Origin of the sequence: Methyloferula stellata AR4 (genome assembly GCF_000385335.1) — a bacterium.
In the GTDB taxonomy this organism is placed as follows: domain Bacteria; phylum Pseudomonadota; class Alphaproteobacteria; order Rhizobiales; family Beijerinckiaceae; genus Methyloferula; species Methyloferula stellata.
Genome location: NZ_ARWA01000001.1, coordinates 182,953 through 197,356, shown reverse-complemented (window position 1 = coordinate 197,356; position 14,404 = coordinate 182,953). Strand labels below are relative to the sequence as shown.

At 61.2% G+C, this 14,404-nt stretch carries 13 protein-coding genes; 5 read left to right on the top strand and 8 right to left on the bottom strand.

Annotated elements, in window-relative coordinates:
- Positions 1–16 precede the first annotated feature (16 nt).
- Positions 17–703, top strand: a complete 687-nt coding sequence (locus A3OQ_RS0100970; RefSeq protein WP_020173478.1) for an RluA family pseudouridine synthase — start codon at positions 17–19, stop codon at positions 701–703.
- Here A3OQ_RS0100970 and A3OQ_RS0100965 read toward each other — a convergent pair.
- From A3OQ_RS0100965 to A3OQ_RS0100950, 4 genes are all read right to left on the bottom strand, one after another.
- The gene (locus tag A3OQ_RS0100965) at positions 685–1,698 is read right to left on the bottom strand and encodes a tetratricopeptide repeat protein (protein WP_020173477.1); all 1,014 of its coding nucleotides are present in this window, start codon (positions 1,696–1,698) and stop codon (positions 685–687) included. The two genes, A3OQ_RS0100970 and A3OQ_RS0100965, sit on opposite strands and share 19 nt — an antisense overlap.
- Positions 1,695–2,327: a thiamine phosphate synthase gene (locus A3OQ_RS0100960; protein WP_020173476.1), complete on the bottom strand. Its 633-nt coding sequence runs from the start codon at positions 2,325–2,327 to the stop codon at positions 1,695–1,697. The genes A3OQ_RS0100965 and A3OQ_RS0100960 overlap by 4 nt, the downstream gene beginning before the upstream one ends.
- 185 nt (positions 2,328–2,512) lie before the next feature.
- On the bottom strand, positions 2,513–3,946 hold the full coding sequence (pyk, locus tag A3OQ_RS0100955) for a pyruvate kinase (protein WP_026595354.1): 1,434 nt from the start codon (positions 3,944–3,946) through the stop codon (positions 2,513–2,515).
- Between the two features lie 28 nt (positions 3,947–3,974).
- Complete coding sequence (locus A3OQ_RS0100950) at positions 3,975–4,406, bottom strand: DUF1036 domain-containing protein (protein WP_083931645.1); 432 nt, start codon at positions 4,404–4,406, stop codon at positions 3,975–3,977.
- A gap of 305 nt (positions 4,407–4,711) precedes the next feature.
- On the opposite strand from A3OQ_RS0100950, the gene A3OQ_RS0100945 reads away from it, so the two are divergent.
- The 3 genes from A3OQ_RS0100945 (at position 4,712) to A3OQ_RS21020 (ending at position 8,061) form a co-directional block, all read left to right on the top strand.
- Complete coding sequence (locus A3OQ_RS0100945) at positions 4,712–5,548, top strand: N-formylglutamate amidohydrolase (protein ID WP_020173473.1); 837 nt, start codon at positions 4,712–4,714, stop codon at positions 5,546–5,548.
- Positions 5,549–5,875: 327 nt separating this feature from the next.
- Positions 5,876–6,157 (top strand): DUF2312 domain-containing protein, encoded by a 282-nt coding sequence (locus A3OQ_RS0100940; RefSeq protein WP_020173472.1) that lies wholly within the window; start codon positions 5,876–5,878, stop codon positions 6,155–6,157.
- A 152-nt stretch (positions 6,158–6,309) separates the two neighbouring features.
- A complete protein-coding gene (locus tag A3OQ_RS21020) occupies positions 6,310–8,061 on the top strand; it encodes an outer membrane beta-barrel protein (RefSeq protein WP_152428265.1) in 1,752 nt (583 codons plus the stop codon).
- Positions 8,062–8,272: 211 nt separating this feature from the next.
- Here the strand turns inward: A3OQ_RS21020 and galU are convergent, their stop codons facing one another.
- The 3 genes from galU to A3OQ_RS0100920 form a co-directional block, all read right to left on the bottom strand.
- Positions 8,273–9,163: a UTP--glucose-1-phosphate uridylyltransferase GalU gene (gene galU, locus A3OQ_RS0100930; protein WP_020173470.1), complete on the bottom strand. Its 891-nt coding sequence runs from the start codon at positions 9,161–9,163 to the stop codon at positions 8,273–8,275.
- Between the two features lie 491 nt (positions 9,164–9,654).
- Positions 9,655–10,440, bottom strand: a complete 786-nt coding sequence (locus tag A3OQ_RS0100925; protein WP_026595352.1) for a Bax inhibitor-1/YccA family protein — start codon at positions 10,438–10,440, stop codon at positions 9,655–9,657.
- Positions 10,441–10,590: 150 nt separating this feature from the next.
- Positions 10,591–13,185 (bottom strand): ABC transporter permease, encoded by a 2,595-nt coding sequence (locus tag A3OQ_RS0100920; RefSeq protein WP_020173468.1) that lies wholly within the window; start codon positions 13,183–13,185, stop codon positions 10,591–10,593.
- A 224-nt stretch (positions 13,186–13,409) separates the two neighbouring features.
- On the opposite strand from A3OQ_RS0100920, the gene A3OQ_RS0100910 reads away from it, so the two are divergent.
- Positions 13,410–13,628 carry a hypothetical protein gene (locus A3OQ_RS0100910; RefSeq protein ID WP_020173466.1) on the top strand — a complete coding sequence of 73 codons (219 nt, stop codon included), beginning with the start codon at positions 13,410–13,412 and terminating at the stop codon, positions 13,626–13,628.
- A 24-nt stretch (positions 13,629–13,652) separates the two neighbouring features.
- Here A3OQ_RS0100910 and A3OQ_RS0100905 read toward each other — a convergent pair whose 3' ends face one another.
- On the bottom strand, positions 13,653–14,342 hold the full coding sequence (locus A3OQ_RS0100905) for an ABC transporter ATP-binding protein (RefSeq protein ID WP_020173465.1): 690 nt from the start codon (positions 14,340–14,342) through the stop codon (positions 13,653–13,655).
- Positions 14,343–14,404: the final 62 nt, after the last annotated feature.

The following is a 14,404-nucleotide window of genomic DNA, read 5'->3' as shown; positions in this document are numbered from 1 at the left end:
CGGCGCCTGGCTGCCCATGACGCCGGAAGATTTACATGCGCGGCTTTTGTATCGTGACGGGCTGATGCTCGTTGTCGATAAGCCGGCGGGCATTCCGGTCCATAAAGGACCGAAGGGCGGCGAAAATTTCGAAGCCTATTTTTCCGAACTGCGCTTCGGCCTGCCGCGCAATCCGGCGCTTGCGCATCGGCTCGACAAGGATACGTCCGGCTGCCTGGTGCTTGGGCGTCACCATAAGGCGCTTGAAAAACTCGGGCTCCTGTTCAAGCAAGGCAAGATCCGCAAAACCTATTGGGCGGTCGTCGAAGGGCATCCGCAGGAAGCGGAAGGGCTGATCGACTTGCCGCTGGCACGGCTCGACCAGGATCGCGGCTGGTGGATGAAGGTCGATCCCGCTGGCCTGCCGTCGCAGACGCGCTGGACCGTGCTCGAACGCATGGAGGGGTATAGTTTTCTGGCGCTCGAACCTTTGACAGGACGTACGCATCAATTACGCGTCCATTGCGCGTCGCAAGGCTGGCCGATCCTCGGCGATCCGATCTACGGGACCGGGACGAAGAGCGCCGCCATGCTGCATCTTCACGCGCGGGCCGTGGCCATACCACTTTATAAAAACAAGGACCCGATCGAGGTCACCGCGCCGCTGCCGGAGCATATGCGGAAAACGCTAGAGCGGGACGTGGCTCAATTGCCGACATATTGATGGATGGCGACCGCGACGGCGCCCTTATCTTCTTGCGAGAGCTGATCGAGCTTGCTGTCGAGCCACGCATCATTGATGCCGGCTGTGCGCGCCAGCAGATGCCATTTCATCGCCTCGACCATATTCTGTTTGATGCCGCGGCCGGCCGCGAGGAGCCGTGCAATACGGTTTTGCGCGACGGGATTATTATGCGCCGCGGCTTTGAGAAAGAGCTTCGCGGCGGCGGTCTCGTCCTTTTCGACGCCGGTGCCGTTGAACAGGATGATGGCATATTCGACCTGGGCCGGAATATCGCCTTCGTCGGCGCTGCGGCCGATCCATTCGGCGGCCCGTGAGAGGTTTTTCTCGACCCCGGTTCCGTTGCGATACAAAATGCCGAGCCCATAGGCGGCATCGGGATCGCCCAAGTCCGCCGCTTGCTTGAAATAGCGCGCGGCCTTTGGGAAATCGGAAACGACGCCATTATTTTCGAGCGCCATGACGCCGAGATTATAAAGCGCGCCCGGATGGTTCTCGGCCGCGGCTTTCAGGAAAAGCTGCCTTGCGCCATCGCGATCCTTCGGCACGCCGTTGCCGTTCAATTTGGCGAGGCCAAGGCCGAAGGTTGCTTGCCGGTCGCCGTGATCGGCCCCGAGCTTCAGCCAGCGCGCCGCCTCGACGGGGTCTGCGCGCACGCCAAGGCCCTGCGCATAAATCTCCGCGATCAAGGTCATGGCGGCGCCGTCATTGGGATTGGCATCGACGCGTTTCGTCGCCTCGCGCATCGCCGTGAGGTAATAGCCGCGTTGAAACGCGCCGAAGGCCAAATCGGGCTTGCCTTGCGGCGGCGATGACGTGGTTTGCCCGGCGCTCCACGCGGGCCCGCCGATGGTCGACGGCAAAGTTGGCGCGGCTGGCGTCGCCCCAAGACCCTGCGCCGCTGCGCGCGGCATGGGTAGATGCAGTCCGATGACGACGCAGGCGCCGAGAAGGAGGAGCGCACGAAAGGGTCTCATTGCGCGGCTTGCCGGGTTTTGGCCAGGATCTGAGACAGATCTTTCAAGACAGGCCCGACACCGCGCGGATCTTCCCAAAGCGCATCGCAAACGGCGACGAAATCGGCGCCGGCCTGAACGAGGGCAGCGGCCTCAGTGAGACTATGCGCGTAACCAACGCAAGGGACGTTGAAAATATCCGCCCACCAGGCGACGCGCTCGACGATGCTGTCCGCCGTTTCGTCCGCCTGCGGGCCGCCGAACATCAGATAATCGACGCCGGCTTCTCCGGCGACCATGGCGTCGTCGCGGGTCATCAAACCACTGGCGCCGACGATGCGTTGGGGTTTCAACTGTTTCAGCGCGCTATCGAGCGCTTCGCCGCCGAAGTCGACATGCACGCCGTCGACTTCGGTATGTAACGCGAGCCGCGCATCCCCTTCGATGAGACATGCGACGCCGCGCTGTTGCGCTGGAGCTGCGAGCGCCCGGATGATTTTCTTCGCCTCGCCTTCGTCAGGCGCGTTTTGCCGCAGCAAGACACAGGCGACATCGCCCGCCTCAAGCGCGGCTTCGAAGACCGGCAGGAAGGCGGCGGCATCGCGGATCACGGGCGTAATCAGGAAAAGACGGCAAGCGTCTTCGGGCATGGATGGCGGACCCAGATAGCGAGTGAAGCGAATGCGCCTTCAATCGCCGGAAAATGGGGCGAAAGCAGGACTTTAAGCACCTTGCCTGTCCCCGCGACGGCTGGGACAGGCTTGAGATGTGCTGAAATGTTTCGTCACGTCAATATCAAGGCGTCAAGCGCAGGTCCCGCCGAGGGGGCGGCGGCTCAACCCGCGGTGGAACCTGGGGCGAGATAGGCGATCCGGAACATATTCGTGGCGCCCGGCGTACCGAAGGGGACGCCCGCGACGATGATGATCCGGTCGCCCGGCGCGGCAAAGCCTTCCGTGCCCGATAAAGTGCAGGCGCGATGCACCATGTCGTCGATGTCGTCGGCATCTTTTGCCACGACGGCATGCACGCCCCAAACGATCGCCAGGCGGCGCGCGGTGTCGGGCGAGGGCGTCAGCGCGAGGATGGGCGGCTCGGGGCGCTCGCGCGCGATGCGCGAGGCGGTCGAGCCGGACGAGGTCCAGGCGACGATGGCTTTGAGATCGAGGGTTTCGGCGACATCGCGCGTGGCAATGGCAATCGCGTCGGCGCCGGTCGCTTCGGGTGCCGCGCGCTGCGCATTGATGATGCTGCGATAATAGAGATCGTATTCGACCTCCTCGGCGATCCTGTTCATCGTCGCGACGGCTTCGACCGGATATTGGCCGGCGGCGCTTTCGGCCGAGAGCATGATCGCGTCGGCACCTTCGAAAACGGCGGTTGCGACGTCCGACACCTCGGCGCGTGTCGGCACCGGCGCCGAAATCATCGACTCCAGCATCTGCGTCGCAACGACGACGGGTTTGCCGTAGCGGCGGCCGAGACGGGTCATGCGCTTTTGCAGGCCGGGCACTTTTTCAAGCGGCATTTCAACGCCGAGATCGCCGCGTGCGACCATGACTCCGTCGGAAATCTCATAGATTTCCTCGAGCCGTGAAATCGCCTGCGGCTTTTCGATCTTCGACATGACCAGCGCGCGCCCAGCGGTCATTTTTTTGACCTCGGCGACATCGTCTGCGCGCTGCACAAAAGATGCGGCCACCCAATCGACGCCTTCGGCCAGCCCCGCTTCGAGATCGGCGATATCTTTCTCGGTCATGGAGGAGACCGGAATTTCGGTGTCGGGCAGACTGACGCCCTTACGATTCGAAATCTTGCCGCCGACATCGACGATTGCAACGGCGCGCTGCGGTGTGGCTTCGATCACATGCAGCCGCACCTGGCCGTCGTTGATGAGCAGGGTATGACCCGGCTTCAAGGCGCTCAGGATTTCCGGATGCGGAAGATGGACCCGATTGATGTCGCCCGGTGCCGGGTCGCTGTCGAGCACGAATTGCGCGCCTTTGACGAGATGCACGGCATCGTCCTTGAAGGCGCCGATGCGCAGCTTCGGTCCTTGCAGATCGAGCAGGATCGCGACGGGACGGGCGAATTCCACTTCGAGCGCGCGGATCTTCTTGATCCATTCGCGCATGCCCTCATGCGAGGTATGACTCATATTGACGCGGAACACATCGGCGCCGGCGTTAAACAAAGCACTGAGGATCGTCGGGTCGGCACAGGCAGGCCCCAAAGTCGCAACGATCTTGCACCGGCGTAGCCGTCTCATATGATGAACGCCCTCCACTAAAACCTGATCAAGGGGTTGGGCGCGCCGGGACCGGATCGGTCAATTGGACCGTCCAGTTCTTTGCTTCCTTGCCCGTATCCACCTCGAAAAATCCGGTGCGGTCAAAGCCGCGAACAAAACAATCTTCGCGGCCGACGATGCGAAATTCGTGGTCGCGGGTGCACATGAAGGCTGTGCCCTTCCATTCGCCGGACCGTTCGTCCATGGCGTATACATAATAGAACTCCGCCGCGAGCGGTCCGCGCAACAGGGTTTCGCAGGCGCTAGCCTTGAGGTTCCACCAGCCTTCGCTGACCCAGGTTTCGCCGTCCGTATAGGCGAGCGCGACACTCAATCTGCTGCTCGTATTGTTGCACAAGCGGAAATCGGCTTTGGCCGGCGCCACGAGAAACCCGCTCGCAACAATGGTTCCGACGATCAATGTGAGACGATGCTTCAGCAAAGTGATGATGGCGGTTCTGATGGCTTCGAAAGGAGCTATGGGAGACAGATCACGATATGGGCGAAATTTTGGTTCAAACTTCGCGAGGTTTGAACAAGTTTGACCCTTGAACACGACAGGATCAAGACTGAAATCCGATGCAATGCAAGCAAAACCTCGTGCGCGGGCCGTGTGAAGCGCAAATCTTTCCATCAAATCCTATGCTGCTATGCAACATCTTCGTCGCCGGGCTCAAACAAAGCCGGTGTATATTCGGGTATGTCGTTCCTTGCATTGCGACATGGATAGGATGATCGACACTCATGCGCGATGATCGCAGCGGTTCACCGGCCTGTGATGCTTTCGGTCCTGTGGAGGAGATTGCCGGGCGTGATGGCGCGGGCGTTTTGTTTGTCTGCGATCACGCGACAAATGCTCTGCCGCAATCTTATGGCACGCTTGGATTGGAGCCAGCCGACCTTACCCGCCATATTGCCTATGACATCGGGGCGGCGTGGGTCACACGGCGCCTCGCCACAGCTTTCGAGGCGCCAGCGATCCTCTCGACATTCTCGCGTCTGCTGATCGATCCCAATCGCGGCGCGGACGACCCGACCTTGGTTCCGAAGCTCTCGGATCGCCGGATCATTCCCGGCAATGAGGCGGCGGATGAGGCCGAAGTTGCACTGCGCCGGGATGCGTTCTGGTCGCCCTACCGGCGTGCGATCTCGGCGCGGATCGAGGCCATGCTGGCGCGTGGTCCGGTGCCCATCGTCATTTCGATTCATTCTTTCACGCCGTCCTGGCGCGGCGATCCGCGCCCCTGGGAGGTCGGAATTTTGTGGGACAGCGATCCGCGCTTGGCGAAACCCCTGATCGAAGCGCTCGCAGCCGATGGGCTGGTGACAGGCGATAACGAGCCTTACGACGGCGCGCTTATAGGCGATACGCTGGACGATGAGGTGACGCGGCGCGGTCTTGCCGGGCTCCTGATCGAGACACGCCAGGATCTCATCGAGACGCAAGACAGGGCCGAGGCTTGGGCCGATCGGCTCGCCCGCATATTGCGGCCGCTTCTAGCGCGGCCCGACCTGCATCAGGCGGCGTTTCATCCCAGCCGGACGGGCCGATTCCAATCGCGAGACCCAATAAAAGAATAGGTCAAGGCCCGGAGACGTTTTTGTGCGGATAGCGGGGATTGCCGGCCGTCTCGCCTTGACCCGTCAGAGCGGAGCGCGCCAAGTGGAAGCGTCCTTGAGCGATAGCGCATTCATGCGCGAAGCCCGGCCATTAGATCACGATGATTTTTGACTGAATCAGTCAAAAATCATGAAACGTGATCGATTTAATGAGTTAGAGCGGGATAGGCAGATAAGTTTACGCAATCTGCATGAATTTGATTGCGTCGCAAAACCGCTTACACTTTTGCTCATCCCGCTCTAGCGATCGCCGCGCGCGAGCGATTCAAACGAAACTTAGGTTGTTCCATGTCAAGACAAGCCACCGCCCGAAAAGAACAAGAAGATATCGCCGAGACAGGCGTCGCGGCGCAGGAATTGAAGCAATTCGTCGAGCGGGTCGAACGGCTGGAAGAAGAGAAAAAGGCTATTGCCGATGACATCCGCGACGTCTTCGCGGAAATGAAGGGCCGGGGCTTCGACACCAAGGTGGTGCGGCAGATCATCCGGATCCGCAAACAGGACCATGCCGAGCGCAAGGAGATGGAGGCGATCCTCGATCTCTACATGACCGCGCTCAATATGACCTGATCTCGCAGAGTTGCCGCCACAGCCAGGTCAAAAATCCTGATAATGTCCTGGTTTGGCACGCTATTCGTGCCCTCCTCAACCAAAGATTAACCATGTCTGCCTAACGCTGTCGGAAGCGCGTTGCTGGAAACGCGCGCGCCAGCGGGGGACCCGTGCCGTTTCCGATTCCGAGCAGAGTTCTAGGGGCAAGCCTGAGACTCCTGGCGGCTGTGATCGGTTTCGCGGCGCTTGCCGTCCCATTGTCATGCGCTTGGGGGCAGGCGGCACAAGACGCACAGGGGCAGGCCGGGGCCCGAGGCGACGCGGCCGGGCTGCGGCCGAGCTTGCGCGGCGATCCGCGTGCAACTGGCCTGCGCGGTACAACCAATGCGGCGGCGACGCCGGCTCTTCCGGGCGAGGACGCGACTCCCGCTCCGCCGGCAAATGCGGCGGCGGGTGATTCGTCAATTGGCACCAATTACGGCCGGCCGAGGCTGAAGCCGCCGACACTCTTCACGCCGAAGTCGCCGCTCTATGCGCCCGACCTGCGGGTCTCGCCGCCATTGCCGCCGCTGATGCCTTATGCGACCGCGCCCGGCACCAAGAAACGCAACAGCAATGCTCCGGTGGCTCCCGTCACGGCTGCGGACAAGGCTGCCGCCACGGCAGCCGCGGCGGCGTCCGGAGCAGCGCCCGCGGCTCCGGCCGTTCCAGCGCCGACCGTCTCGGTTCTCCCATGGATTCCGCCGCCGCTCCGCCCGCGGCTGGACGACAAGCCTTTCGATCCGCTCGGCGTCGATGTGGGCACGCTTCGGCTCTTGCCTTTCGTCGAATTGAGCACCGGCTACGACACCAACCCCAACCGGCTCTCATCCGAGGTGAAAGGCTCGCCCTATGCGCGAGCGGCCGGCGGCCTCGACGTCAATTCGCAATGGGACACGCATAGCCTCACCGCGACGCTGCGCGGTGGCTACTCGGATTATTTTTCCTTTCATGAGGCGGATCGTCCGGACGCTCAGGCGAAGGCGATCGGCCGCGTCGACGTCAGCCGCGACACGATCCTCGGTCTTGAAGGCCGCTTCACGCTCGATACGCAGCAGCCGGGCTCGCAGCAATTGGCCATTCCCGGCAGTTCGTTCATCGTTGGACGGCCGTTGGTCGAGACTTTCGGAGCGACACCCGGCATAACCCAGAACTTCGGCCGCCTGTCGCTGCGCCTGCGCGGCACCTTCGACCGCTTCCAATATCAGGATGCCACGCTGTCGAATGGCTCGATCCTGGCGCTTTCCGAAAATGATTATAACGACATCGGCATTAACGGCCGCGCTTCCTATGAGCTGACACCGGGTTTCATCCCCTACGTCGATGTGACCGGCGACAAGCGAGACTATGATTCCCTGTTCGATTCGAGCGGTTTCATCCGGAGCTCAATAGGCATCGCTGGCAAAATCGGTACGACCTTTGACATAACCCGCGATGTGCTCAGCGGCGACTTGGCCGGCGGCTATACCGAGCGCCATTATGACGATCCCCGCCTCATCACTGCCAGGGGCCCGACGCTCGACGGCAGCATCATCTGGACTCCGTCGGCGCTGACCAAGGCGACGCTGACCACCGCAACCGATTTCGTCGAAACGACGCTTGCCAATTCGCCAGCGGCCGTCAGCCGCAGGATCAGCCTCCAGATCGCGCATAGCTTCTTCCGCAATTTCACTTTGACCGGAATAGGCACGTTCCAGGTCAATAATTATATCCAGCAGCCCGTGGCCGAGCATCTTTATACGGGATCGCTGCTGGCTGAATATAGTCTCACGCGGGATGTCGTGCTGCGCGCGACCTATCGCCACGAAAGATTCATCAGCACGCAATTGGATTCAAATTTCACGGCCGACGTGTTTTTGCTGGGCGTGCGCTTGCAGCGGTAGGCGCTTGTCATGGCCGGGCTTGTCCCGGCCATCCACGCCGAGACATTGCGACAACACTTCCAACACTTCCAAGGATGTGCAGCGTCTTTGCGTGGATGCCCGTGACAAGCACGGGCATGACGCGGTGGAAGTGGGGCCGCTAATTCCATCGTTCGCGCGCTAAACCGGACAGCCGTGACACAAGTCCGCGCAGATGTTGCGGCGCTTTGCGTCAGAACCCGCCGACGATCTTGCGAAGCTCGTTCTGAAAGCCGCTCGCAAGAGCCGGATCAGCCAGAGCGAAGGCAACATTCGCAGCCAGAAATCCGAGCTTCGAGCCGCAGTCGAACGTGCGACCGTCGAAACGCACGCCATGGAAACTTTGCATCTTGGCGAGTTCGATCATGCTGTCGGTGAGCTGGATCTCGCCGCCGGCACCTTGCTTGCCTTTGCTCAAAAGGTCGAAGATTTCGGGCCCAAGGATATAGCGGCCTGAAATGATGAGATTGGACGGCGCGGTTCCCTTCGGCGGCTTCTCGACCATGCCGGTGATCTCGAACGTGTCGCCGAAATCCTTGCCGAGCGAGACGATGCCGTATTGATCGGTGTCTTCCTTCGGCACTTCCTCGACGGCGATAATATTGCCGCCATAGGAATTATAGGCGTCCATGCATTGCGACAGACAGCGGTTCTTCTTCGGGCCCGTGCCCATTGTCACCATGTCGGGGAGCAGAACCGCGAAAGGCTCGTCTCCGACGATATCTCGCGCGCACCATATGGCATGACCAAGGCCGAGTGGCGCCTGCTGGCGCGTGAAGCTTGTGGCTCCCGGCGGCGGCAGGGCCGACATCAGGAGCTCATATTCCTTGGCCTTGCCGCGTTTTCTGAGCGTGTCTTCGAGCTCGTAGGCAATATCGAAATGATCTTCGATGACGCCCTTGTTGCGGCCCGTGACGAAGATGAAATGCTCGATGCCCGCCTCGCGGGCCTCTTCGACGACATGCTGCAACACCGGCCGGTCGACGACCGTCAGCATTTCCTTCGGCATGGCCTTGGTTGCTGGAAGAAATCGCGTGCCGAGACCGGCCACGGGAAAGACGGCTTTGCGAATATGTTTGCTCATGTTCGAATCTTGAAACCGCTCGTACGAGGACAATAGATCACGATGATTTTTGATTGAATCAATCAAAAATCATGAACGCGATCGATTCTAATAACTTAGAGCGGGATGCGGGCGGAAAACCGCTCACACTTTTCCTCATCCCGCTCTAGGATGAATGCGCGGGCCACGGCGTAAGCGGGGTGCACCTATGCGAAGCCGGGATGGCTGTCTTTGATGGAGCTCAACTGTAAGTTTCTGTTCCCCCATAAGTTCCGTATCGTCGCGGTGCGCGCAGATTAAATTGTCATGCTTTGTGAAGCTCTGCGCGGCCAGATGCAAGAGCCCCGGTCACGCTGGCGCGGTACTCACGGCCGTCAGGCGCAAAAAAAGCCCCGCTCACGCGGGGCTTTTCATGTGATGGACCAAGCCGAAGAGTCTTCAACTTTTCGGGACGACGCCTTTTTTACCGCATCGTCCCTATCCGAAAAGCCTGCATCTTTCCGGGGCCATGTTTAGTTGTTGCGCGAGCCGGTCAGCATCAGCAGCGACTGGAAGATGTTGATGAAATCGAGATAGAGCCGCAAGGCGCCGTTCACCGATTTCTTGGTCGCGACCTCATAGCCGTCGCTCTCGTAATACATCTCCTTGATCGCTTGCGTATCCCAGGCGGTGAGGCCGGAGAAGATCAGCACCGACAGGATCGACAGGCCGAACTGGAACGCCGTGCTCTGCACGAAGAGATTGACCACGCTCGCGATGATGAGGCCGAAGAGGCCCATGATCAGGAACGAGCCGATCGGCGACAGATCGCGCTTCGTCGTGTAGCCGTAAAGGCTCAAGGCGCCGAAGGCGGCGGCCGTCACGAAGAAGGCCCGCGCCACCGATGTTCCGGTATAGACGAGCAGCAGCGTCGACATGGACAGGCCCATCGCCGCCGAGAAGGCGAAGAAGAGCATGCGGGCCGTCGTGGCCGATACTTTTTCGATCCTGAACGAGATGAACAGGACGAAGGCGAGCGGCGCGAAGATGATCAGCCATTTGAGCGGCGAACCATAGATTGCGACACCAAAGGATGTGAGCCCGATCTTGCCCATCTGGGCGGCCACCTGCGACGGGTCGGTTGCCACGGCAAGCATATTGGCGCCGAGGGCGACAAGGCCCGTGATGGCGAGACCAATCACCATGTTATTATAGACGCCGAGCATGAAGGAGCGGAGGCCCTGGTCGATCTCGGCGCGACCGGCTTGGGCTACGCTTTGTCCCCAGCGGGCGCCTGCGTTGCGGTCAAAGTCGGACATGTTTCCCTCTAAAGGTTGGAGAGGCGCGATTGCCTCCATCCGCTTGTTCGGGCCGATATGGCCCGGAAGCGTCGGTGATAATATGGCGTGGTCCTCGAAACGCTACAAGAGGGATCAATGCGACGCCCGTCTTAAAGAACGGTAAGGATTTCAAAGCTCCCGCAAATAAGGCGCCGGGCTGCGTCCCAGGATGCGCCAGGTACTCAAAAGCCCCAGCACGATGGTGACCAGGATGGCGCCGAAAGCCGCCAGAAGCGCTTGCGGCCAAAGCCAGACGAAATCGAGGTGCATGACCTGGGTCACGATCGCATAAGCGGCACCCGCTCCAGCCAAAATGCCGAAAATCGCGGTGCAGAGCCCGAGAAATCCGAATTCGGCCAAAAAAGCGGCGAGCAGGCGGGCACGGGTCGCGCCAAGCACTTTCAGGACGACGGCGTCATAGAGCCTTGCCTGCTGTCCGGCGGCGAGCGCCCCCGCGAGCACCAGGATCGAGGCCGAAACCGCGATGGCCGAGGCCGAGCGGACGGCGACCGCGAGCCGAGTGACGAGATCGTTGACGGCATCGAGCGCTTCCTTGACCCTGATCGTCGTGACCGTGGGGAAAGCGTTTGTCGTATCGCGTAACAGGGATTTCTCGGTGCTTTCATGGCCGCCGTCCGGGAAAGCCAATGTCGCGAGATCGCTATGCGGCGCGCCGGCGAAGGCATTCGGCGAGAAGACCAGCACGAAATTCATGCCGAAGCTGCGCCAATTGACCTTGCGCAAATTGGCGACGCGCGCCGTGACGGCGCGGCCGAGAACATTGACCGTGATGTCGTCGCCGACGGTCAGCCCGATCCCGTCGGCGACTTCGGTCTCGACCGAGACGAGCGGGGGGCCGGCATAGCCTACAGGCCACCAGGCCCCAGCCGTCAGTTCCGACCCCTGCGGAACCGTCTCGGAAAAGGTGATGCCGCGATCGCCTTGCAGCGCCCAGGCCGCATTGTCCTTGGGCTTCACCTGCTCGGCGGGAATGCCTTTTACCTTGACGATGCGGCCGCGCATCATCGGCATGAATGTGGTCTTCGCCTGTGGCGCCAACCCTTGCAGAAATGTTTCGAACCGTCCGGCCTCGGCGCTTGGGATGTCGAGGAAATAGAAGCTCGGAGTCTCGCCCGGCTTTGCCTCATGGAGCTGATGGCGAATATTGCCGTCGATCAAAGTCAAAGTGACGAGAAGCGCGAGGCCGAGACCAAGCGACAGAACGATCGACGGCGTCAGCGCGCCCGGCCGGTGAATATTGGCAATGGCCAGCTGCAGGATGACGTGCCGCGACCGCGGCAGGCGCCGGGTGATCGCCATCAGAAGAAAAGCGACGCCGCGCAACAGCAGGAAGCCCGCGAGCGTCACGCCCATATAGATCAAGGCAAGCCGCCGGTCCTGCGACAGGATGAGAATCGTCGCGGCAAGCAGGAGGGCGGCCGCGCCCGTCATGAGAAGATAACGCAGCCTGAGGCGATGCGGATCGGGATCGATCCGGTCGCGAAACAGCGCCGAAACTGGTACGTCATGAGCGTGACCAAGCGGCGCCAGCGAGAAGGCAAGCGCCGTCAGGAGGCCATAAAGGCATCCGGTGGCGATCTCAGTCGGGTAAAGCGCCGGCGCCAAGGGAAATGGCAGGAGCTGCCCGAAGAGCGCTTGCGCGAGGAAGGGCAGCGACGCCCCGAGCGCGGCGCCGATCGCCGTGCCGAATGCGGCGATGAGCATCACCTGGAGCAGCATCAGGCCGAAGACATGCGAGCCTGTCGCGCCAAGTGCTTTCATCGTCGCGATGCTCGCCTGTTTGCGCGCGACGAAGGCGCGGATCGCATTGGCGACGCCGACGCCGCCGATGATCAGCGCGGTCAGTCCGACGAGCGTCAGGAATTGCGTGAACTGATCGAGATTGCGTGAAAACTGCACCGAGACTTTCGTCCTCGTGCGGATCTCCCATCCGGCATCGGGGAAGGCGGCCTTGGCTTCGTCGATCACGTGATCGAGCGCGGCGTCCGATGCGGGGTGCTCGGCCGTGCCGAGCGTCAGGCGGTTCAGCCATCTGACGAGCGAGCCAGGTTGAATGAGGCCCGTGGCGCGCAGCGCTTTTTCCGACATCAAGACGCGCGGGCCATAGCCGATGCCCGCCGCGAGCTTGTCGGGCTCGGCGATGAGCATGGCGCGCAATTGAAAAGACTGATTGCCGATCTTGAGCCGGTCGCCGACCTTGAGATTAAGCTTGGTAAAAAGCGCCGGGTCGGCGGCGATTCCGAAGGCGCCATCCTTGTCTTCGAAACTTTGGTGCAGATCCTGCGGCGGATCGAGATCGACCGCGCCAGCCACCGGATAAGTGGGATCGACGGCCTTGATCTCGACGAGCGTGAAATCGCCCGCCCCAGTCCGTGCCATGGCGCGCAACAGCGCCACCGGCGCATATTGGCCATGACTGAGGAAGAATTGCCGCTCCGCGTCGCTCGCCTCGCGCTGGATCAGATCGAAGGAGAGATCGCCGCCAAGGATGATATGGCCTTGCCGGGCGAGCCCGTCGGCGAGTGATCGCGAGAGCGAACCGACGCCGGTGATCGCCATCACGCCCAAGGCGATACAGGCGAGGAAAATGGCAAAGCCGCCGAGTCCGCCGCGCAATTCGCGGACGGCGATCCGCAGAGCCAACGGCAGGCTGGATGCGGGCAGCCGCGAAGGGACAAGTTTCTCTTCGGCTATATCGGTCATCAGGCGCGTCCTTCTCCCAGTGGGAGAAGGTGCCGCCGCAGGCGGCGGATGAGGGGTTGCGATCTTTGAAAAAGAGCGCATTTTTTCGACGTTCGTAACCCCTCACCCATCTTGCTTTGCAAGCCACCCTCTCCCACAGGGAGAGGGCTGGCGCTAACGATCTTGTTATAGGCGCACAGGGGCTTATTCTTGATTTCAACTCGATCAAACATGAGGAGGGGCATGTGCCCTTTTATGTCTATGAAATTCCGGCGCATAAACATCGCGAGGAACGCAATTGGACGAATGAAAAGGAGGCTGTGAGCGCCATCAAACATGTGGCCCGCCGCGCTTTGACGGAAGGCGCTCCACAGGATGCTCAGATCATCTTTAGCGAGAAGAAAAATGGCAATGTCCTCTATCAAGGCCCTTTGAACGAGGCTTCCAAGGGCGTGACGATCTGAGACGAATGCGGCGCTTGTTATCATTCAGGCCGTCAGCTCCGTGGCGGATTTTGGCGCCGCCTCGATCCGGCCGGAGCGCAGGCCGATCGTGCGGTCGCAGCGTGCCGCCAGCGAAAGATCATGCGTGACGAGCACCAAAGTCGCTTCGCGGCGTCGTTTCAGCGCGAACATGAGATCGATGATGCTCTCGCCGGTCGTCTCGTCGAGATTGCCAGTCGGCTCGTCGGCAACGAGAATGGCTGGCGAAGGCGCAAGCGCCCTCGCCAGCGCGACGCGCTGCTGCTCGCCGCCCGAAAGCTGCGCCGGATAATGCGTGAGCCGGGTACCGAGCCCGACGCTTTCGAGCTCGGCCGCGGCTCTCTCGAAGGCGTCTTTGACGCCGGCGAATTCGAGCGGGATGGCGACATTTTCAAGCGCCGTCATCGTCGGGATCAGATGGAAAGATTGGAAGACGATGCCGATCCGGGCGCCGCGAAAGCGCGCCAGATCATCTTCGTCGAGCCCTGACAAATCGGTGCCGTCGACCATGATTTTGCCGCGATCCGGCCGCTCCAGCCCGGCGATCGCCATGAGCAATGTGGATTTGCCTGAGCCCGACGGCCCGACGAGGCCGATCGTTTCGCCGCGCCCTATATGCAGGGTGATGCCCTTCAATATATGAACATGGGCAGCCCCCCGGCCGAGGCTTAAATGCACATCGTCAAGTTCGATCACAGATCCATTCCCGAATTTCAGCCGGGCACTGACCTAGCCAGCGATCGGGCCGCTTCTATGGC

What these genes read in the sequence shown, in the direction of transcription:
- A3OQ_RS0100925 (WP_026595352.1), bottom strand. Translation starts at nt 10,440, where the DNA reads ATGTCCGACTTTGACCGCAACGCAGGCGCCCGCTGGGGACAAAGCGTA.
- A3OQ_RS0100970 (WP_020173478.1), top strand. Translation starts at nt 17, where the DNA reads ATGACGCCGGAAGATTTACATGCGCGGCTTTTGTATCGTGACGGGCTG.
- pyk (WP_026595354.1), bottom strand. Translation starts at nt 3,946, where the DNA reads ATGAGACGGCTACGCCGGTGCAAGATCGTTGCGACTTTGGGGCCTGCC.
- A3OQ_RS0100920 (WP_020173468.1), bottom strand. Translation starts at nt 13,185, where the DNA reads ATGACCGATATAGCCGAAGAGAAACTTGTCCCTTCGCGGCTGCCCGCA.
- A3OQ_RS0100945 (WP_020173473.1), top strand. Translation starts at nt 4,712, where the DNA reads ATGCGCGATGATCGCAGCGGTTCACCGGCCTGTGATGCTTTCGGTCCT.
- A3OQ_RS0100940 (WP_020173472.1), top strand. Translation starts at nt 5,876, where the DNA reads ATGTCAAGACAAGCCACCGCCCGAAAAGAACAAGAAGATATCGCCGAG.
- A3OQ_RS0100965 (WP_020173477.1), bottom strand. Translation starts at nt 1,698, where the DNA reads ATGAGACCCTTTCGTGCGCTCCTCCTTCTCGGCGCCTGCGTCGTCATC.
- galU (WP_020173470.1), bottom strand. Translation starts at nt 9,163, where the DNA reads ATGAGCAAACATATTCGCAAAGCCGTCTTTCCCGTGGCCGGTCTCGGC.
- A3OQ_RS0100960 (WP_020173476.1), bottom strand. Translation starts at nt 2,327, where the DNA reads ATGCCCGAAGACGCTTGCCGTCTTTTCCTGATTACGCCCGTGATCCGC.